At 72.0% G+C, this 19,015-nt stretch carries 15 protein-coding genes; 7 read left to right on the top strand and 8 right to left on the bottom strand.

The window, feature by feature from the left end; all coding sequences use genetic code 11:
• Positions 1 to 91: 91 nt before the first annotated feature.
• Entirely contained in the window at positions 92 to 790 is a 699-nt protein-coding gene (locus tag ACSP50_RS12515) for a hypothetical protein (RefSeq protein WP_014690043.1), read from the bottom strand.
• Positions 791 to 964: 174 nt separating this feature from the next.
• Here ACSP50_RS12515 and ACSP50_RS12510 point away from each other — a divergent pair, with 174 nt between their 5' ends.
• The 3 genes from ACSP50_RS12510 (at position 965) to ACSP50_RS12500 (ending at position 5,189) form a co-directional block, all read left to right on the top strand.
• On the top strand, positions 965 to 2,425 hold the full coding sequence (locus tag ACSP50_RS12510; RefSeq protein WP_014690044.1) for an FAD-linked oxidase C-terminal domain-containing protein: 1,461 nt from the start codon (positions 965 to 967) through the stop codon (positions 2,423 to 2,425).
• Positions 2,425 to 3,603 carry an FAD-binding oxidoreductase gene (locus ACSP50_RS12505; protein WP_080127797.1) on the top strand — a complete coding sequence of 393 codons (1,179 nt, stop codon included), beginning with the start codon at positions 2,425 to 2,427 and terminating at the stop codon, positions 3,601 to 3,603. Before ACSP50_RS12510 ends, ACSP50_RS12505 begins: the two co-directional genes overlap by 1 nt.
• A 209-nt stretch (positions 3,604 to 3,812) precedes the next feature.
• Entirely contained in the window at positions 3,813 to 5,189 is a 1,377-nt protein-coding gene (locus tag ACSP50_RS12500; protein WP_014690046.1) for a (Fe-S)-binding protein, read from the top strand.
• A gap of 426 nt (positions 5,190 to 5,615) precedes the next feature.
• On the opposite strand, the gene ACSP50_RS12495 is transcribed toward ACSP50_RS12500, so the two are convergent.
• Positions 5,616 to 7,724 carry an MMPL family transporter gene (locus tag ACSP50_RS12495; protein WP_014690047.1) on the bottom strand — a complete coding sequence of 703 codons (2,109 nt, stop codon included), beginning with the start codon at positions 7,722 to 7,724 and terminating at the stop codon, positions 5,616 to 5,618.
• Positions 7,725 to 7,899: 175 nt separating this feature from the next.
• Between ACSP50_RS12495 and ACSP50_RS12490 the strand changes: the two genes are divergently transcribed.
• A complete protein-coding gene (locus ACSP50_RS12490; RefSeq protein ID WP_043511458.1) occupies positions 7,900 to 8,175 on the top strand; it encodes a hypothetical protein in 276 nt (91 codons plus the stop codon).
• A gap of 13 nt (positions 8,176 to 8,188) precedes the next feature.
• On the top strand, positions 8,189 to 8,668 hold the full coding sequence (gene smpB, locus ACSP50_RS12485) for an SsrA-binding protein SmpB (RefSeq protein ID WP_014690049.1): 480 nt from the start codon (positions 8,189 to 8,191) through the stop codon (positions 8,666 to 8,668).
• Between the two features lie 69 nt (positions 8,669 to 8,737).
• Here smpB and ACSP50_RS12480 read toward each other — a convergent pair whose 3' ends face one another.
• Together ACSP50_RS12480 and ACSP50_RS12475 are read right to left on the bottom strand one after the other, a co-directional pair.
• Positions 8,738 to 9,901 carry a sugar ABC transporter substrate-binding protein gene (locus tag ACSP50_RS12480; RefSeq protein ID WP_014690050.1) on the bottom strand — a complete coding sequence of 388 codons (1,164 nt, stop codon included), beginning with the start codon at positions 9,899 to 9,901 and terminating at the stop codon, positions 8,738 to 8,740.
• A gap of 268 nt (positions 9,902 to 10,169) precedes the next feature.
• Positions 10,170 to 11,597 (bottom strand): NAD-dependent succinate-semialdehyde dehydrogenase, encoded by a 1,428-nt coding sequence (locus tag ACSP50_RS12475; RefSeq protein WP_080127796.1) that lies wholly within the window; start codon positions 11,595 to 11,597, stop codon positions 10,170 to 10,172.
• A gap of 118 nt (positions 11,598 to 11,715) precedes the next feature.
• Here ACSP50_RS12475 and ACSP50_RS12470 point away from each other — a divergent pair, with 118 nt between their 5' ends.
• Positions 11,716 to 12,579 (top strand): NAD(P)-dependent oxidoreductase, encoded by an 864-nt coding sequence (locus ACSP50_RS12470; RefSeq protein WP_043514024.1) that lies wholly within the window; start codon positions 11,716 to 11,718, stop codon positions 12,577 to 12,579.
• Here ACSP50_RS12470 and ACSP50_RS12465 read toward each other — a convergent pair.
• Positions 12,554 to 13,018 (bottom strand): NUDIX hydrolase, encoded by a 465-nt coding sequence (locus tag ACSP50_RS12465; protein ID WP_014689554.1) that lies wholly within the window; start codon positions 13,016 to 13,018, stop codon positions 12,554 to 12,556. The two genes, ACSP50_RS12470 and ACSP50_RS12465, sit on opposite strands and share 26 nt — an antisense overlap.
• A gap of 24 nt (positions 13,019 to 13,042) precedes the next feature.
• Here ACSP50_RS12465 and ACSP50_RS12460 point away from each other — a divergent pair, with 24 nt between their 5' ends.
• On the top strand, positions 13,043 to 13,666 hold the full coding sequence (locus ACSP50_RS12460) for an L-threonylcarbamoyladenylate synthase (protein ID WP_014689553.1): 624 nt from the start codon (positions 13,043 to 13,045) through the stop codon (positions 13,664 to 13,666).
• Here the strand turns inward: ACSP50_RS12460 and ACSP50_RS12455 are convergent.
• From ACSP50_RS12455 to ACSP50_RS12445, 3 genes are all read right to left on the bottom strand, one after another.
• Positions 13,656 to 14,897 (bottom strand): SGNH/GDSL hydrolase family protein, encoded by a 1,242-nt coding sequence (locus ACSP50_RS12455; protein WP_014689552.1) that lies wholly within the window; start codon positions 14,895 to 14,897, stop codon positions 13,656 to 13,658. The genes ACSP50_RS12460 and ACSP50_RS12455 overlap by 11 nt on opposite strands.
• 112 nt (positions 14,898 to 15,009) lie before the next feature.
• Complete coding sequence (locus ACSP50_RS12450) at positions 15,010 to 16,083, bottom strand: lytic polysaccharide monooxygenase (RefSeq protein ID WP_014689551.1); 1,074 nt, start codon at positions 16,081 to 16,083, stop codon at positions 15,010 to 15,012.
• Positions 16,084 to 16,088: 5 nt separating this feature from the next.
• Positions 16,089 to 19,010: a glycoside hydrolase family 48 protein gene (locus ACSP50_RS12445; RefSeq protein WP_014689550.1), complete on the bottom strand. Its 2,922-nt coding sequence runs from the start codon at positions 19,008 to 19,010 to the stop codon at positions 16,089 to 16,091.
• Between the last annotated feature and the right edge of the window lie 5 nt (positions 19,011 to 19,015).

The following is a 19,015-nucleotide window of genomic DNA, read 5'->3' as shown; positions in this document are numbered from 1 at the left end:
CCCGGAAACAAAAAGGGCGCCGCTGCGAATTCCACGGGGGAAGAACTCGCAACGGCGCACCGCGAACATTAGACCAACCGCGTCCGGCTGTCTATCCCACGCGCTGGACGACCGAGCCGACCAGCCTTTTCCAGTCGCTCTCGAAGCCGGCGGCGGCCTCCGACTTGTCCAGCTGATAGATCGCGTAGGTGTCCACCAGCACCACGTTGCGCGTGGTCAGCACGGCCACCGCGGTGTCCGCGGCACCGGGGTGGGACGCCTCGTACTTCTTGTGCCGGACCAGGACAAACCCGCTCCAGCCGCCCTCGTCGAGCGGGCGCACCTCAACCGTCTCGGTGTAGGCCGGCTCCGACTTGTCCGAGGTCACCGTCGCCGGCACGGACGCCGTCGGCGGGCAGCCGTCGGCCACCGCGCGCAGCAGCGCCTGCCCGGCCTGCGCCGCCGTCGTGTCCGGGTAGACCAGGGCGAGCTGCTCCAGCGTCTGCGCCCCCTGCTCCCCCTCGTCGGCGAAGGACGACGACACCGGGTCGGCCCCGGGCGGCAGCGCCGGCGGGGTGCTGGTCCCGCCGCAGAAGCTCACCAGCGACGGCGTCCCGGCGCTGGCGTCGGTCTCCGGCGCGGTCCAGGTCGGACCGATCTCGGCGGCCTGCAGGAACGCGCCCCGCATGGTGGTCACGTCGATCCGGCCGGAGTCCGGCTTGTCGTCGTCCGAACTGCTGCAGCCGGCCACCGCGACCAGCGCGAGAGCAGCGGCGACAGCGACCCGGAACGGTCTGGCGGTCACGAGCATCGGGCCATCTTGGCAGACTCCGGCCGCCCGGCGAAAAGGTTGTCCACAGGTTCGACACGGCGTGAGCCACCGCCCACCCTCGGTCCGGGGTTTTCCACAGGCCGGCGGTCGCCCGTCGCGTTCGGCGTCGATCACCGCTAGCGTTGCGGTAGGCGTCAGCGAGGAGGCCTGGGGATGACCGACATCGATGCATTGGCGGCTCGGCTGCGCGCTGAGCTGGGCGCCGACCGGGTCCTGACCGACCGGCAGGAGCTGCGGACCTACGAGTGCGACGGGCTGGCGCACTACAAGGTCATCCCGGCTCTGGTGGCGCTGCCGCGGACCGCGGCGCAGGTGGCCGCGGTGGTCCGGGCATGTGCCGACACCGGGACACCGTTCGTGGCCCGCGGGTCGGGCACCGGGCTGTCCGGGGGTGCGCTCCCACACGCCGACGGGGTGCTGATCGTGACCTCCCAACTGCGCCGGATCGTCGAGGTCCGGCCGGAGGACGAGCGGGCGGTGGTCGAGCCCGGGGTGATCAACCTGCAGGTGACCAGGGCAGCCGCCCCACACGGCTACTACTACGCGCCCGACCCGTCCAGCCAGCAGATCTGCTCGATCGGCGGCAACGTCGCGGAGAATTCCGGTGGCGCCCACTGCCTGAAATACGGCTTCACCACCAACCACGTCACCGGGCTGGAGGTCGTCACCCCGGACGGCGAGCGGGTCCGGCTGGGCGGCCCGGCGCCCGACACACCGGGCTACGACCTGCTCGGCGCGTTCGTCGGGTCGGAGGGCACGCTCGGGGTGGCGACCGAGGTCACCGTGCGGCTGACCCGGCTGCCCGAGACGGTCCGCACCCTGCTGGCCGGATTCGGCTCCACCGACCAGGCCGGGGCCGCCACCTCGGCGATCATCGCGGCCGGCGTGCTCCCCGCGGCGATCGAGATGATGGACGAGTTGGCCATCGCGGCCGCCGAGGCGGCCGTGCAGTGCTCCTATCCGGCCGGCGCGGGCGCGGTGCTGATCGTCGAGCTGGACGGGCCGGCGGCCGAGGTCGCAGCGCAGTTCGACGAGGTGAGCGCGCTCTGCGAGAGCAACGGCGCGTTCGAGACCAGGATCGCGGCGGACGACCAGGAGCGGGCGCTGATCTGGCGCGGGCGCAAGTCGGCGTTCGCCGCGGTCGGCCGGATCAGCCCCGACTACATCGTGCAGGACGGGGTGATCCCGCGGATGTCGCTGCCGGTGGTGCTGCGGCGCATCGGCGAGGTCGCGGCCGAGCACGGGGTGCGGGTGGCGAACGTGTTCCACGCCGGCGACGGGAACCTGCATCCGCTGGTGCTGTTCGACGCGCAGATACCGGGGCAGGCCGAGCGCGCCGAGACGGTGTCCGGGGCGATCCTCGACCTGTGCATCGAGCACGGCGGCTCGATCACCGGGGAGCACGGGGTCGGGGTGGACAAGGCACGGTACATGCCGCGCATGTTCAGCGACGCCGACCTGGAGACCATGCAGCTGCTGCGGTGCGCATTCGACCCGGACGGGATCGCCAATCCGGGCAAGGTCTTCCCCACCCCGCGGCTGTGCGGGGAACGCCCCGGCCGCCGGTCGGGCGCCCACCCGCTGCACACCGCCGGCGTCGCGGAGATCTTCTGATGGCCGCGCTGGACGAGCTGACCGCACCGGCCGGGGACACCGACCTGGTCTCCGGGGTGCCGGCCCGGCTCGTCGCCGCGCCCCGGGACACCGCGGAGGCGGCCGCGCTGATCACCGCGGCCCGCGGCCTGAGCGTGGTGATCCGCGGCGGCGGCACGAAACTCGACTGGGGTCCGCCGCCCCGCGAGCTGGACCTCATCATCGACACGCGGCGGCTGGCCGGGGTGGTCGAGCACGCTGCCGGGGATCTGATCACCGTGGTCCGCGCCGGCACGCCGATGGGCGATCTGCACCGGCTGCCCGGGCAGCAGCTGGCGCTCGACGCGCCGCCCGCGGCGACGGCCGGCGGCACGGTCGCGGCGAACGCCTCCGGGCCGCGGCGGCTGCGCTACGGCACCGCCCGCGACCTGCTGATCGGGATCACCGCGGTGCGTCCGGACGGGACCGTCACCAGGGCCGGCGGCCGGGTGGTCAAGAATGTCGCGGGTTACGACCTGGGCAAGCTCTACACCGGCGCCTTCGGCACCCTCGGGCTGATCACCGAGTGCGTCTTCCGGTTGCATCCGGTGCCGGGTTCACATGCTTTCGTACGGGTGAGCGCTCCCCCCGGGCACGCCGCCAAGGTCCTGGCCGGCCAGTTCGCGGCCAGCGCCTGCGAGGTGAACGCCGCCCCCGGCGCCGAACCCGAACTCGCCGTGCTGCTCGAAGGCACCGCCGCCGGGGTTCGGGAGCGCGCCGCCGCGGTCGCGGCCCTGCTCGGCGGGAAGGTGTCCGCCGAGGCACCGGAGTGGTGGGACGTGCCGCCCTGGCCGCCCGGCGGCGTCGGGCTCAAGCTGACCGGCGCGCTGTCCCAGGTGCCGGCGCTGGTGGCGACCGCGGTCGGGGCCGGCGCGACGGTCCGCGGGTCGGCCGGCGCCGGGGTGCTCTACGCGGGCCTGCCGGCCGATCCGGCGACCGCCCCGGACGGCGCGGTCGAGGCCGGGCGGGCGGTCGAGCTGCTCCGGGCGGCGGCGGTCCGGGCCGGCGGGCACACCGTGGTGCTGACCGCGCCGGCCGGGGTGCGGGAGACCCTCGACATGTGGGGCCCGGTTCCCGGCCTGGCCCTGATGCGCCGGGTCAAGGACCAGTTCGACCCGGGCCACCGGTTCGCCCCGGGCCGCTTCGTCGGCGGCATCTGATGTCAGTCGCAGAGGACGGCGAAGCGGCGGGCGGACGGCGGGCGGACAGCGGCAGGCGGCGGGCGGCGGCGGACGGCGGCGGGCGGACAGCGGCGGCGGGCGGACAGCGGCGGCGGGCGGACAGCGGCGGACGGCGGCGGCGGGCGGACGGGGCAGTCGGCGGGCCGGTGGTCGTGGAGGTGGCGGGGCGTGAGTGAGGGAGGCGGCTGATGGCGGACGTGGACGCTACCCACGGCACCGGGGCGGTGCCGCCCGACGCGCTGCGCGCGGCCGAGACCGGGAGCAGCGGTGGGGCCTTCGACGAGCTGCACCCGCCGCGCGCCGACCTCGTGTCCGACTGTGTGCACTGCGGCTTCTGCCTGACCACCTGCCCCACCTACGTGCTCTGGGGCGAGGAGATGGACTCGCCGCGCGGGCGGATCCACCTGATCGCCCAGGGCCTGGAGGGTGAGCCGCTCAGCGAGTCGATGGTCGGCCACTTCGACAGTTGTCTGGGCTGCATGGCCTGCGTGACCGCGTGCCCGTCCGGGGTTCGCTACGACCGGCTGATCGAGGACACCCGGGCCCAGGTCGAGCGGCGGCACCCGCGCCCGGCACGGGATCGGGCGTTGCGCGCGGCGATCTTCGCGGTGTTCCCCTATCCACGGCGGCTGCGACTGTTGCGGGGGCCGTTGTGGGCGTACCGGACATCGGGCCTTCAGCGTCTCGTCACCCGTAGCGGCCTGCTGGACCGCTTCGCACCGACCCTGGCCACGCTGGAATCGCTGGCGCCGGGCGTTCGCCGGGTGCCGCGGCCGCCGCGCCGGGTGGCGGCGCGCGGGCAGCGCCGGGCGGTGGTCGGGATGCTGACCGGTTGTGTCCAGTCGGCATTCTTCCCGGAGGTGAACTCCGCGACCGTCCGGATCCTCGCGGCCGAGGGCTGCGACGTGCTGATCCCGGCCGCGCAGGGCTGTTGCGGGGCGCTGAGCGTGCACAACGGGCGGCGGGCGGAGGCGGAGGGGTTCGCCCGGCGGCTGATCGACACGTTCGAGCGGTGCGGGATGGACTTCTTCGTGGTGAACGCCGCGGGGTGCGGGTCATCGCTGAAGGAGTACGGCGAGTTGCTGGCCGAGGATCCGGCGTACGCGGCTCGGGCCGCGGCGTTCGCGGCCAAGGTGCGGGATCTTGCCGAGCTGCTCGCCGAGCTGGGGCCGGTCGCTCCGCGACATCCGTTGCCGCTGACGGTGGCCTATCACGACGCCTGCCATCTCGGGCACGCGCAGGGCGTCCGGGCGCAGCCGCGGGCCCTGCTGCGCGGCATTCCGGGTCTGGAGCTGCGAGAGATCGCCGACCCGGAGATCTGCTGCGGCTCGGCCGGCGTCTGGAACGTGCTGAACCCGGAGCCGGCCGCCGAACTGGGCGACCGCAAGGCCGCCGCGGTCCTCGACACCGGCGCGGCGCTGCTGGTCACCGCGAACCCGGGCTGCCTGATGCAGGTCGCGGCCGCGGTCCGCCGGCGCGGCGGCAGGATCGCGCTGGCGCACACCGCCCAGGTCCTCGACGCCTCTCTGCGAAATCTGGGAGCCGCCGCCCTGACCGACCACTGACACCCGGCCCGACAGCCGAAGCCCGGCCCGCAGAGCCGGAGCCCGACCGCAGCCCCAGAGCGCGGCCCGGCCCGGCTCGGCCCGGCTCGGCTGGGCCCGGCTGGGCCCGGCCCGGCCCGCAGAGCACGACGGCCGAACCGCGAAAGGCGCCGGGCGCGCCAAGGCAGGCGCGCGGCGAACAAGCGCGGGCACGCGGAGGCAGACGCGCGGCAAACAAGCGCGGACACGCGGAGGCAGACGCGCGGCAAACAAGCGCGGGAGGAAGGAAGCCCGGCAGCACGGTGAGCCCAGGCAGCACGGTGAGCCGGACGGCTCGGTGAGCCTGGGCAGCACCGTGAGCGAGACAGCACGGTGAGCCCGGGCAGCACCATGAGTAGGACAGCACGGTGCGCCCGGGCAGCACGGTGGGCCCGGCAGTCCGATAAGTCAGTCGGTCTGGTGGGTGAGGATGGCCGGCGCCGGTGACACCGGGGCGTCCACCGACGGGTCATGGCGGAACAGCGCGCTCGGCCACCACATCCAGCGGCCCAGATCCAGGCTCAATGCGGTGACCAGCACGGACCGCACGATCAGGGTGTCCAGCAGGACGCCGAAGGCGACCGCGAAGCCGATTTCGGCGAAGGCGACCAGCGGCAGGCTGCCGAGGGCGGCGAAGGTACCGGCCAGGACGATGCCGGCCGAGGTGATCACGCCGCCGGTGGCGCCGAGGCCGATCAGGGCGCCTCGGCGGGTGCCGTGATCGCGGGCCTCCTCGCGGACCCGGGTCATCAGGAAGATGTTGTAGTCGATGCCGAGAGCAACCAGGAAGACGAAGACGAACAGCGGGAACGCGGTGTCCTCGCCGGCGAAGTGGAACACGTGCCGGAAGATCAGGGCGCTGACCCCGAGGGCGGCGGCGAAGGACAGGACCACGGTGGCCATCAGCAGGATCGGGGCGATCAGGGCGCGCAGCAGGATGGCCAGGATGGCCAGCACGACGAGCAGCACCAGCGGCAGGATCAGCCGGTTGTCGTGCTTGTTCGCCTGGTTGATGTCGAGTTTCAGGGCGGTGGTGCCGCCGACCTTGGCACCGGTGCCGGCCAGGGCGGTGCGGACCGCGCGGACGGTGTCCTCGGCGGCCTGCCCGTCCGGCGCCGACGTCAGCGTGCCCTCGAACCTGACCAGGTTGTTCTTCACGGCCGGCTCGCCGACCTGGCTGATCCCGGCGGTGCCGGCGAACGCGGCGCGCACCGCGTCCTGGTGGGCCGGGTCGGTGATCACCACGACCGGGTCGCCCTGGCCGGCCGGGAAGTGCCGGCTCAGCACTTCGAGGCCGGTCACCGACGGCTGTGTGCTGGTGAACGAGTCCTGCTGGCTGAGCCCGTTCGCGTTGAGCTGCAGCAGGCCGAGCGCCATCGCGCCGAGGGCGAGCGCGGTGGCCAGCCACACCTGGCGGGGGCGGCGGGCGATCCGGCCGCCCATCCGGGCCCACAGCCCGGTCGCGGTCGGCTCCGGGGTGCCGAAGCGGGGGCGGACCGGCCAGAACAGCCACCGGCCGCAGATCACCAGCAGGGCCGGGAGCAGGGTCATCATGGCGAGCAGGCCGACCACGATGCCGAGTGCGGCGACCGGGCCGAGGCCGCTGGTCGCGTTCACCTCGGCGAGCATCAGGCAGGACATGCCGATCGCCACGGTCGCGGCGCTCGCGATGATCGCCGGGCCGGCGCGGTGCAGGGCGAACATCATCGCCTCGTGCCGGTCCTCGTGCCGGCGCAGCTCCTCCCGGTAGCGGGCGACCAGCAGCAGGGCGTAGTCGGTGCCGGCGCCGAAGACCAGCACGGTCAGGATGCCGGCGCTCTGCCCGTTGACCACCAGCCCGGCGTGCTTGGCGAGCAGGTAGATCACCGCCTGGGCGCTGGTCAGTGCCACGCCCGCGGTGATGATCGGGAGCAGCCAGAGCACCGGGCTGCGATAGGTGACGAGCAGGATGATCGCGACCACGATCAGCGTGGTGTAGAGCAGGGTGCCGTCGATGCCCTGGAACGCGCTGGCCGAGTCGGCCGCCACCCCCGCCGGTCCGGTCAGGTAGACGCCGAGGCCTCCGTCCCCCGTACCGGAGATCGTCTTGATCCGGTCCACCGCCTCGGTGATCTTGTCCCAGCCGCCGGCGTCGACCCTGATCGGCGCGATGACCTGCAGCGCCGCCCGGTCGGGCGCCGGGACCGGACCGATCACCTGGCCGGTGACTCCGGGGACCGTGGCGATCGCCCGGGCGTCGGCGGCCGCTTTCTGCAGGTCGGCCGGGGTGGTGCCGCCGGCCCGCTCGTAGACCAGGATGGCCGGCACGATGTCGTCCGGCTGGAATTGTTTCTGCAGGTCGGCGACCTGGGTGGCCTCGGCCGAGCCGGGCAGCCAGGAGGCGTTGTCGTTCTTTTCGACGCCGCCGAGCTTGCCGGCCAGCCCGCCGGCGAAGACCAGCACCACGATCCACAGTGCCAGCACGATCCATTTGCTGCGCCGGCCGCAGACCAGCCGGGCCACCGTACCTGTCGTCATCGCTTTCTCCCCCCGAGGCAAAGACGGGCGCAGCGTAGGCACTTGGGAAGATCAAGATGAAGCCCCGCGGGGGCAGATCAGGGAAACCTCAGGGATGGTGTACGACCCGGGGCTTACGTCGCGCGGTGTCCAGTACGGACGGCGAGGTATCCGCGGGACGGGCATAATCAATCGGGTGACCAATTGGGAGTATGCGCGGCTGGAGTATCGCGCGGCCGGCACGCTGGGCACCGACCGGTTCATGGACTGGACCGCCACGTTCCATCACCCGGGCGGGGTGCTGCGCTGGGGCACCGACGAGCGCTTCGATGATTTGCGCCATCTGAACCGGGCGGGTGCGGCGGGCTGGCAGGCGTACAACCGCGCGGTGATCCACGTGAAGGACGAGCCGCACCGGTTGAGCAGCGTGACGTATTCGATGCGCCGCCCGATCCCGGTCGACGGCCCGTAGTTAACCTCTACGGGTGGCCAAGGAGAACGGGACCAAGCTGATCGCCTCGAACAAGAAGGCGCGGCACGACTACGCCATCATCCGGACGTACGAGGCCGGTCTGGTGCTGGCCGGCACCGAGGTGAAGACGTTACGCCTGGGCCGCGCGTCGCTGGTCGACGCGTTCGCCCAGGAGCACGAGGGCGAGCTGATGCTGTACAACCTGCACATCGCGGAGTACGGCTTCGGTAGCTGGACGAACCACGCCCCGCGGCGCACCCGGAAACTCCTGCTGCACAAGGCCGAGATCATCAAGATCCTGAATACGCTGAACGACGGCAGCGGGCTGACCCTGGTGCCGCTCTCGCTCTACTTCAAGGACGGCTGGGTCAAGGTCGAGCTGGCGATCGCGCGCGGCCTCAAGTCGTACGACAAGCGCCAGGTCCTGGCCGAGCGGGACGCCAAGAAGGAGATCGCCAAGGAGATGGGCCGCCGGCTGAAGGGCCGCCGGTAACGGGCGGCCCGACGACGGGAACGCCCCGCCCCCGGGTGACCGGGAGCGGGGCGTCGTGGTGCCGGTGACTCAGCTGCCGGTGCCGCTGGACGCGCCCGGCTTGGCCGCCAGGCCGTACTGCTGGCAGGCCTGCAGGAACTTCGCGGTGCAGAGTTCCTTGGAAGTGACGAACTGGTCCTTGATCACCGTCTCCACCATGTTCTGGGCGGTCACCAGCGTCGGGGTGAGCAGCTCGGACGGCACGTAGGCGCCGGTCTCCGGGTCCTTCACCTTGTCCCGGGCGGTCGCCTTGCCGCTCTTGACCAGGGCGATCGCCAGGTCGGCCGCCTTCTGGGCCTCCTGCTTGGTGGCCTTGTACACGGTCATGCACTGGTCGCCGGCGAGGATGTTCTGCAGGCCCTGCACGGTGGCGTCCTGACCGGTGACCGGGATGCCGGTCTTGCCGTTCTTCTTCAGCACCTCGATCGCCGCGTTGCCCAGGCCGTCGTTGGCGGCGAGCACCCCGTTGATCGTCGGCCACTGCTTCAACATCTGCGTGAAGATCGCCTTGCCCTCGTTGTTGTCCCACTGCGGGACGAACTGGTCGGGCCCCTTCACGAAGTCGCCGCCGTCGTACTTCTCCTGCAGGACCGCGTCGTACCCGGCCTTGAACAGGGTGGCGTTGTTGTCGGTGGGCGAGCCGTTCAGCTCGGCGATGACCGGCTTGCTGACGCCCTTGTCCTTCAGGCACTGGATCAGGCCGGTCGCCTGGAACTGGCCGACCTTCTCGTTGTCGAAGCTGACGTAGTAGTCGGCGCCGCCGTTGAGGGTCAGCCGGTCGTAGTCGATGACCGGGATCTTCTTGGAGTGGGCCAGGTCGATCACCCACTTGGCGCTGACCGAGTCCAGGTTCGCGATCATCAGGACCTTGATGCCGCTGTCCAGCATCGCCTTGGCGATGCCCTTGAACGCGTCCGCGTTGCCCTCGGCGTTCTGGATCTCGTACGGCACGTTGGCCGACTTGAACGCGGCCTTGAGGTATTTCGGGTCGTCGTTGCTCCAGCGGGTGGAGCTCTGGGTGTCGGGCAGCACGATGCCGACGCCGCCCCTGCCCTCGCCGGACGAGGTGGCATTCGAGTGGAGACCCGCGTCGCTGCCGCTGGCGTCACCGTCGTTCGAGCCGCCGTCACAGGCCGTAAGGGTGACCGACGTCAACAGACCGGCGGCGGCAAGTGCGATCAGTGCCTTGCGCATGGCAGTAGGAATCCTCTCCGGGGTGGAGCCCGACCTGCATGGGGGGTGCCGGGCAACCGGACCAGTATCGGCCAGTGGGCCACGATGGCACCATCGGGTGTAGGCCTGAGTGCAAGATTATTCACTTCGCCAGGTGTCACCGGCAAGACATCACCCGCGGTATTGACGGCTCCCTTTCTTCGAAGGCGCCCGGCGCGGGCCGCCGGGCGCCTTCGGTCAGCCGTTCCGCTACGGGATCGGCGCCGCGGCGCGGCGGGACCGGCGCCGGTTACCAGTTGACGGCGATGTACTTCGACTCCAGGTATTCCAGCAGGCCCTCGTGACCGCCCTCGCGCCCGATGCCGCTCTGCTTCACCCCGCCGAACGGCGCGGCCGGGTCGCTGACCAGCCCCCGGTTGAGGCCGACCATGCCGGCCTCGATCCGCTCGCTGACCCGCAGCCCGCGCGCCAGGTCACCGGTGTAGACGTAGGCCACCAGGCCGTACTCGGTGTCGTTGGCCAGTTTGACCGCCTCGTCCTCCCCGGTGAACGTGACGATCGGGGCGACCGGGCCGAAGATCTCCTCCCGGAGGATCGCCGCGTCCGGGCCGACGCCGGTCAGCACGGTCGGCGGGTAGTAGAAGCCCGGCCCGTCCGGGCGGCTGCCGCCGGTCACCGCGGACGCGCCGGCGTCCAGGGCACCGCGCACCAGGGCGTCGACCTTGGCCACGGTGTCCTCGTTGACCAGCGGCCCGACCTGGGTGTTCGCCTCGGTGCCCGGGCCGACCACGAGCGCCGACATGCGCTGGGACAGCTTGCGGGCGAATTCCTCGGCGACGCCGGACTCGACGAAGAACCGGTTCGCCGCGGTGCACGCCTCGCCGCCGTTGCGCATCTTGGCGATCATCGCGCCGTCGACCGCGGCGTCCAGGTCGGCGTCGGCGAAGACCACGAACGGGGCGTTGCCGCCCAGCTCCATCGAGGTGTTGACGACGTTCTCGGCGGCCTGGGCGAGCAGGATCCGGCCGACCTCGGTGGACCCGGTGAACGACAGCTTGCGGACCCGGGCGTCGCGCAGCATCGCCGCGACCACCTTGCCGGAGCTGCGCGAGGGCAGCACGTTGACGACCCCCTCGGGCACTCCGGCCTCGGCCAGGATGCCGGCCATCGCCAGCGCGGTCAGCGGGGTGTCGCTGGCCGGTTTGAGCACCACGGTGCAGCCGGCCGCGAGCGCCGGGCCGATCTTGCGGGTGGCCATCGCGGCCGGGAAGTTCCACGGGGTGACCAGCACGCACACGCCGACCGGCTGGCGGGTGACCAGGATCCGGTTGGTGCCGCCGGGGGCGCCGGTCAGGTTGCCGTCGATCCGCACCGCCTCCTCGGCGAACCAGCGGAAGAACTCGGCGGCGTACGTCACCTCGCCCTTCGCGTCGACCAGCGCCTTGCCGTTCTCCAGGCTGATCAGCCTGGCCAGCTCACCGGCCCGCTCGGTCATCAGCTCGAAAGCCTTGCGGAGCACCTCGCCGCGGGCGCGCGGCGGGGTGGCCGCCCAGCCGGCGCCGGCCGCCGCGGCCGCGTCGACCGCCGCGATCGCGTCCGCCTCGCCGCCGTCGGCCACCGTCGCCACGGTGTCCCCGGTCGCCGGGTCGAGCACGTCGAACCGGTTCCCCGAGGACGCGGGCACCCATGTGCCGCCGATGAACAGTTCGGTTTCCACAACAGCTCCTCTTGCCAAGGTCCGGTTACGCCCCCAGCATTCCCCGCATCCGGTCGTGCCGCCACGCTTCCGGGATTGGCCCCCTCCGGAGCGGGCCGGGGCGGTTAGCGTGAGCAGCGTGACCGTGGGATTTCTCGGGCTCGGCGTGATGGGCCGGCCGATGGCGCTCAACCTGGTCCGGGCCGGGACCGACCTGGTGGTCTGGAACAGGTCCGCCGCGGCGCGCGACGAGCTGCGGGCGGCCGGGGCGGCGGTGGCCTCCGGGGTCACCGACCTGTTCGCCCGGGCCGATGTGGTGCTGATGATGCTGGCCGACGACCGGGTCGCCGACGAGGTGCTGGGCCGGGACGGCCCGGGCTTCGCGGGCATGCTGGCCGGGCGCACCCTGGTGCACATGGGCACGACCGCGCCGGCCTGGTCGCGCGGACTGGCCGAGCAGGTGGCCGACGCGGGCGGGCACTACGTGGAGGCGCCGGTCTCCGGCTCCCGGGTGCCGGCCGAGAACGCCGAGCTGGTCGCGATGCTGGCCGGGGCCGGCGCCGACCTGGACCGGGTGACGCCGGTGCTGGGCCCGATGGTCCGGGAGACGGTCCGCTGCGGCCCGGTGCCGAACGGTCTGCTGATGAAGCTGTCGGTGAACACGTTCCTGATCAGCATGGTGACCGGCCTGGCCGAGGCGTTCCACTTCGCCGAGCGGCACCGGCTGGACCGGGCCACCCTGCTCGCCGCGCTGGACGCCGGCCCGATGGCCAGCCCGGTCTCCCGGCTCAAGGGCCGCAAGCTGCTCGACGGCGATTTCGCGGTGCAGGCCTCGATCCGCGACGTCCTCTACAACAACCACCTGATCGTCGAGGCCGCCGAGACGGCCGGGATCCCGTCCCCGCTGCTGGACACCTGCCTGGAGCTGTACGCGGAGACCGCCTCGGCCGGGCACGGCGCCGAGGACATGGCCGCCGTCATCCAGGCCCTGCGGGCCCGCTGACCATCCGGGCGGCGATCGCGGCCAGGGCCGGCGGCTCCAGCCGGTCGGGCAGCGAGCCGAGGTCGTCCGGGTGGATCCAGGCGTGTCCCAGCAGGTCGGCCTGCTCATAGGGGAGCAGGCCGGCGCGGGAGACCGCCGGGGAGGCGTCCGGATAGAAGGCGGCGAAGAACTGTTCCGCGCCGACGAAGCGGCGGCCTTTCCACACCGTGTCGCGGTCGACGTCGACGTGCTCCGGCAGGATCCGGTCCGGGTCGAGGCCGGTCTCCTCGGTGAGCTCGCGACGGGCCGTCTCCAGGGGTGTCTCGCCGGGGTCGATGCCGCCACCGGGGGGCTCCCAGAGGCGTACCCCGGAAAGGGGATCCTGCCAGTGCATCAGCAGGATCCGGCCGTCGGCGTCGAAGCAGAGCACCCGGACGGCCGGGCGGTGGGCGACCTCCATGACCACAAGCCTAAGCTGAGCCGAGTGGCGAAGTACTTCGACGTGCACCCGGACAACCCGCAGGCGCGCAGCATCCAGCAGATCGTCGAGCTGATCGGTGCGGACGGGCTGATCGCCTATCCGACCGACTCGTGTTTCGCGCTGGGCTGCCGGATGGGCAACAAGGACGGGCTGGACCGGATCCGGGCGATCCGGCACCTGGACGACAAGCACCACTTCACCCTGATGTGTCACGACTTCGCGCAGCTCGGGCAGTTCGTGCAGATCAACAATGCGCTGTTCCGGGCGATCAAGGCGAGCACCCCGGGGCCGTACACGTTCATCCTGCCGGCCACCAAGGAGGTGCCCCGGCGGCTGCTGCACCCGAAGAAGAAGACCGTGGGGGTACGGATCACCGGGCACACCACCGCGCAGGCGATCCTGGCGGCGCTGGGTGAGCCGCTCGTCTCCAGCACGCTGCTGCTGCCCGGCGAGCCGGAGCCGATGACCCAGGGCTGGGAGATCAAGGAGGCGCTCGACCACGCGGTGGACGCGGTGATCGACTCCGGGGAGTGCGGCACCGAGCCGACCACGGTGATCGACCTGTCCGAGGGGGTGCCCGAGGTGCTCCGGGTGGGCGCCGGCGATCCCGGCCGGTTCAGCGGGTGACGGGCGAGAGCGCGGTCAGCGGCACCGCGCCGGCCAGCGCCAGCATGCCGGCGTCGTTCGGGTGCAGGTGGTCGCCGGAGTCGTAGGCGGCCGCCAGCCGTTCCGGGTCGGCGCCGTCGCGGACCGCCGCGTCGAAATCGGCCACCGCGTCGAACTCGCCGCCCTCCCGGATCCACCGGTTGAGCGTCAGCCGGGCGCTGCGGTGTGCCGGCTCGTCGTACATGCTGCCGCCGAACGGCAGCAGCGTGCCGCCGACCACCGAGAGCCCGGCCGCCCGGGACCGCCGCAGGAGCGCCCGGTGCCCGGCGATCAGCGCCTCCGCGGTCGCCCCGCCGGAGCCGATGTCGTTCACCCCGATCAGCGTGATCACGTGCGACACCCCGGGCTGGTCCAGCACGTCCGGGTCGAACCGGCGCAGCCCGGCCGGGCCGTACTGCCGGCGGACGGTGGGCGGCGTGGCCTGGGCCAGGGCGCCGACCGGTGCCGCGCCGCGTACCTCGGCGCCGGTGAGCAGGCGGTTGCCGCCGATCCCGGCGTTGAGCACGCCGAGCGGCAGTCCGGCGGCCCGGACCCGGGCGGCCAGCAGGTCGGGCCACCGCCGGTCGGCGTCCAGCGTCGTCTGCGTCCCGCAGGTGATCGAGTCGCCGAAGGCGACCACCGCGGAGCTCGGTCCGGCGGTACGCACGCTGACCCCGCCGAGCAGCACGTAGCGGGTGATCACAGCGCCGGCGGGCGGGGCCGGCGCGGCGGCGACGTTGCCCGTCAACACCCGGCCGTGCTGGAAGGAGTGCGGGCTGAGGGTGCCGGTCCGGGTCCGTTCGGGCAGGTGAAAGCTGATCACCAGGTCGGCGCCGGGCGCCAGCGGCAGGTCCGGCACCGGGTCGCTGACCAGGTCACCCCAGGCCGGCAGCCGGCCCTCGGTGCGGCCGTCGAAGGTGACCGGGCGGATCGTGCCCGGCCACATCGCGGTGCTGTCCGGGTCGCCGGCACGCACCCCGATCCAGACCTCGCCGAACCGGATCCGTTCCGGGCCGTACCGGTTGGTCAGGTGCACCCGCGGCGCGGCGCCGCCCAGGCTCAGGTGCACGACCTGGCGCACGGTGCAGTCCGCGGGCAGCGGTGCGGTGTCCGGTGTCGCCTCGGTCGGCCCGGTGCTCCAGGTCCCGGTCCAGGGCGCGGCGACGCGGGCGGCGTACTTCGGCCCGGCGTTGCCGGGCACGGCGATCAGCACGGTGACGCCGGCGCCACCGAAGATCAGGGCGCGCCGAGAGACGGCGCGCCCTGATCCGCGGGTGGAACCTGGTGGCAGGATAGTCAGAAGGTAGGAAATCGTGCGGGTGGCGTCAAGAGCCGGAAGTGCAGGTCAGGTTCGGTACGGTGGCCGGCGCGCTGCCCGAGCCGAGGAACCCGAACGTGGTGTGGTCGCCGGCCGCGATCGTGCCGTTCCACGTCTCGTTGGTCACCGACACCAACGATCCGGTGCTGGTCGCCCTACCGCTCCAGAGCGAGGCCAGCGTCTGACCGCCGGGCCAGGTCCAGGAGACGTGCCAGCCGTTCACCGCGGTGGTGCCGGCGTGCACCATCACCTGCGCCTGGAACCCACCGGTCCAGGACGAGGTGACGTTGTACATCGCCGAGCACCCGCTGCCGGTGCCGCCGCCCGGGGTGGACGGCGACGCGCTGGGTGAGGACGGCGGCGGTGAGCTCGGCGGGGTGCCGATTCCGGTCACCTGCCCGTTGCCGCCGTCGAACACCACGTCGGAGCAGCCGTAGAAGGTCTCCGTGCTGTCCGAGCGGGACCAGACCGAGTAGATCAGGTGCTTGCCGCTCTTGCCGGACGGCAGCTTCCCGGTCCAGTAGTAGTGTCCGGCGTCGGTGCCCGGCCCGCCGTCGGCCGGCGGGTTGGTCACCGTGTCGAACGGGGTCGGCTCCAGGTCGCTCCAGGCGAGCGGCCTGGTCGGGTCGTACCCGTCCTTGGTGATGTAGAGCGAGAAGGTGCCGGGGTGCTTGGCCCAGTCGTTGTAGTGGAACTCCATGGTGGCGCCGGCCGTCAGGTGGGTCGTCGGCCAGTCGTCGCGGGCCAGGTTGTAACCGGTGAAGTCGTACGGTCCACCGGTCCCGCCGCTGCACAGCTGGCCGTCCGGGATGAACCCGGAGACCCGCCCGGCCCCGTCCGAGCGGAGCACGGCGAACCAGTTGTACAGCGACGTCACCCCGCTCTTGGCGACCGCCGCGGCACAGGCCGGGTTCTTCGGCTCGATCGCGCCGGTGGTCGGGTTGCGGCCGTCCTGGTAGCAGAACCAGGTGCGGCTGCCGGGCACTTGGATGGCCCCGTGCGCCTCGGCCGTGGCCGGGACGAAGAGGGCCCCGGCCGCGGCAGCCAGGACGGCTGCCGCGACCAGACGGGCGAGTTTCATGCGTGTCACCCCTCCGGGAAGAGTCGGGCGTAGTCGGCGTAGCCGGTGGCGACGTCGACCTGGGCCCAGAACCGGTGGTAGTTGAAGGTGGGTGCGGCACCGCCGTTCAGGTACGCCTGGACCTTCGGGAAGTCCGGGTCCTTCTTGTAGAAGGAGCGGATGTCGAGGAACGACACCCCCGGCTTGATCACGTCGCCGTTGGGCATCCTGCCGGTCCAGCCGTTCGGGATGTAGATGCCCTGGCCCGTGGTGGCGTCGTAGGTGTCGTCCATCCGCTTGTAGTCCTCACGCGTCTCGGTGACCGAGACACCCTTGGTGTCCTTGTGCGTCCAGATCGCGTCGAGCAGGTTCTTCGCCGCGGTCTTGGCCGCCGTGTTGCCGGACTTGGCGGCGTAGTAGGCGAGCAGCTTGGCGAACGAGCCGGCCACCCCCAGGTCGGTGCCCCTGCTCTTCACCGTGACGTGCAGGTTCGTGTTGGCGGCCGGGCTGGCCGCGTTCCACGTCGCCGGAGCGCCCGACCAGCCCAGGTCGGACGGGATGGCGAAGCTGCCCGCGGTGATGTCGGAATTGGCGAGGGCCCAGGTCACCCACTTGTCGAGGATGGTCTTGGCCGTGGCGTCACCGGTCGTGTAGTAGTACTCGGCGAGCCGCTCCAGCGACCAGGTCTGCATCCCGAACCACTGGTTGGACGGCGGGTCGCCGTACACCGGCGCCTCCACGTACGACATCCCGTAGAAGGTCGGCGTGCCGGCCGGCGGCGCCGAGTAGCTGCCGTCCCAGCTGTTCGTGGCACCACCGGCGATGGCGCCCTCGCTGGACTGCAGCCACCGGTAGAACTCCAGCTGCCGGCTCAGGCTGGCCTGCCAGTCGGCCTTGCCGGTGGGCGACTTCGGGTTGAGTGCGGCGACGCTGGACAACGCGTACGCCGCCATCGGGTTCTGATAGCCGAAGTGACTGGTGCTCGATCCGATCCGCCAGGCCCACCCAGCGCTGGTGTCGTACGCGCCGCCCCAGGCGTAGTACCAGGACAGCAGGTTGCTGGAGCTGTTCTTGCCGGTGCCGGCCGGGCACGCGGTGGACGTGCAGCCGGGCTGCTTGAAGTACTTGTCGTAGAACGCGTACCGCAGGTAGTCGCCCATCTTGGCGGCGTTGGCCACGGTGCCGGAGATCTGCGACTGCTTGCCCTGCGCGGTGGCCCACCGGTTGGCCCAGTAGGCGACCTGGATCGACCGTGCGTCGGCGTCCGGCGCGTTGGTGTACTTCCACTGCCTGGCGTACGACGTGTCCTTGGTGAACAGGTCCAGGTAGCCGTTCGGACCGCCGAACTTGAACGTGTCACACGACGGCTGCGGCACCGTCTCGAACGTCGACTCCTGCGGGCCGCGCTGGAAGGTGTTGATGTACGCGACCCGGGTGGTGCCGTCCCCGCAGTGCCCGAAGCCGTAGACGTTGTCCACGTCCATCAGCCAGTGCGTGCCGTAGATGTCGTCGGTGTTGTACGTGCTCTTCAGCTCGGCGGCCAGCGGGTCGGAACCCACCGAGACGCTGCTGTCCAACTGTGACGGGTACTGCGACGGCAGCGGGTGCTCGGCCGCGTAGGTGGCCGGCTTGGACGCGTTGTAGTTGGCGTTGGTCGGCTGGTCGGCGTGCGACGGGATGATGTACTTCTCCATCGTCGACCAGGCACTGTTGAACGGCGCCCAGTCCCCGGTCACCTGGCCGTGCTCGGCCTCCAGCCACAGCCAGTAGCTGAACGCCTCGCTGGTCGTCTCGTGCCCCTGGTCGGGCGCCTCGTCGATCAGCGTCTCGATCGAGTGGTACGGCACGCCCTCCGGGCTGAAGTAGCCGTTCGACGGGTTCTTGATGTCGTTGTACATCTGGGTGAACCGGACGTCGGTCGACCCGGCCGCGACCACGCTGACCGCCACGGTCGCCGCCGTGTACCCGGTGGCGGTGGCCGAGATGGTGGCGGTCGACCCGGCGGTCGCCGAGGTGCTGGCCGCGACCGTCACCGGCTGGCCGGTCCGCCAGTTCTGCGGGGTGAAGGTGAGCGTGGCCGGGGTGGCGGTGACCGCGGTGGTGCCGGCCGACCGGGCCACCGTGACCGTCACGTCGGCGGTCGGCGCCGCGCTCAGCGCCAGGTTGAACGTCCCGCTCCGGCCCGGCTCCAGGGTGGCCGAGGTGGCGTCGGCGACGATCGACGGGGTGGTCGACGCGTCGACGAAGACCGGTACGTCGGCGGTGCTGCTCCTGGTGCCGGCCCCGTCGTACGCCACCGCCTGCAGGTGGTAGGCAGCGGCCTGGGCCGGGACACCGCTCCAGGTGTACGTGTACGGCGCCGTGTCGTCGCTGCCCAGCAGCAGCCCGTCGTGGTAGAACTCGACCTTGGCGATGGTCTGCCCGCCGGCCGCGGTCGCGGTGGCCGCGATCGGGATGGCCGCCGGCCCGGTGTACCGGGTGTTCGCGGCGGGGCTGCTGATCGCCACCGTCGGCGCGGCGGCCGAGCCGTTGCAGGGCTGCCCGTTGAGGGTGAACGAGGTCGGCACCGGGTTGGTCGAGCCGAACGTGCCGTTGAACCCGGTGCCGGTGGTGGCGCCGGTGCCCAGCGTGCCGTTCCAGGACGCGCTGGTGATCGTGACGTGTCTGCCACTCTGCGCGTATGTGCCGTTCCAGCCCTGGGTGACCTTCTGGGCGGCGTCCGGGAAGTCGTACTCCAACTTCCAGGAGGTGAGCGGGTCGCCGGAGTTGGTGATGGCGATGTCGCCGGTGAACCCGCCGGGCCACTGGCTGGGCACCTTGTAGACGACGGCGCAGCCGGCCGCGGCGTAGGCGGGTGGGCCGCCGGCCGCGAAGGCCGCGCCGGCGCCGAGAACGGCGACGCCGAGGACGGCGAGCCTGCGTCGCAGGCGGTGTGCGGACTGTCTCACGGGAA

The sequence above is a fragment of the Actinoplanes sp. SE50/110 genome, assembly GCF_900119315.1.
In the GTDB taxonomy this organism is placed as follows: Bacteria; Actinomycetota; Actinomycetes; order Mycobacteriales; family Micromonosporaceae; genus Actinoplanes.
The sequence above is the reverse complement of the archived record's forward strand: the minus strand, read 5'-3'. Positions and strand labels throughout refer to the sequence as shown.